This is a genomic window from Megasphaera sp. AF13-6AC (assembly GCF_027685385.1).
Taxonomy (GTDB): Bacteria; Bacillota; Negativicutes; order Veillonellales; family Megasphaeraceae; genus Megasphaera; species Megasphaera micronuciformis.
Genome location: NZ_JAQCUN010000274.1, coordinates 1 through 876, shown reverse-complemented (window position 1 = coordinate 876; position 876 = coordinate 1). Strand labels below are relative to the sequence as shown.

Annotated in this window: 1 protein-coding gene; it reads right to left on the bottom strand. The window is 43.5% G+C overall.

The annotated features are described in order from the left end of the window. The coding region (locus PGX78_RS08805; RefSeq protein WP_270446583.1) for a pyridoxal phosphate-dependent aminotransferase at positions 1-673 on the bottom strand (673 nt) is incomplete at its 3' end. Positions 674-876: the final 203 nt, after the last annotated feature.

The following is an 876-nucleotide window of genomic DNA, read 5'->3' as shown; positions in this document are numbered from 1 at the left end:
TATCGGGTAACTTGGCAAAAGTCGTAAATTTCGTATCACCGTATACGAGTTCACAATAAATTTCATCGGCTAAAACGACCAAGTCGTGCTTTTTAGCAAATTCGGCAATGGGCATCAATTCTTCCGCCGTCATAACAGTACCTGTCGGGTTATTCGGATAGCCGATAACCATAGCCTTTGTCTTCGGCGTTACTACCTTTTCCAAGGCTTCTACAGACAGTTTGAAATCATGTTCCGGATAGGTCGGAACCATAACGGGAATACCGCCGGCTAATTGTACGGCGGCCGGATAGGCTACGTATGCCGGATCGGGAATAAGTACTTCATCTCCATGGTCGACAATAGCCTGCAAGGCCATGGCCAAGCCTTCCGATACGCCGACGGTAACGATGATTTCACTGGCAGGATCGTATTTAACCCCATAATGTTTGTCAAAATAATCGGAAATGGCTTCACGTAATTCGGGAAGACCCGAGTTACCCGTGTATCCCGTTTCTTTATTGTTAAGGCTGTCAATCATGGCTTGCCGAACCTTATCGGGTGCTGCAAAATCAGGTTCGCCGATACTCAAGGACAAAACCCCCTGAATCTGATTGGCAATATCAAAGAACTTGCGAATACCCGACGGTTTAATGGCTCGTACATTAGCAGATACATAGTTATCCCAATTCATTATGACCACCTCATTTAATCTAATAAGTATATTTAACAGCAACTGCGATTTTCACAGTTTCCTCTACGAATCTTATTTACCGTCACCTTCATACCGTTCGAATTCAATTTTTTCTTCTTGTTTGTTAAAGCCTACAATATAGTACATAGCAACCAGGATTACGAGCCAAATAACCGTAGAAATAATACCGATGCGCGTATTCG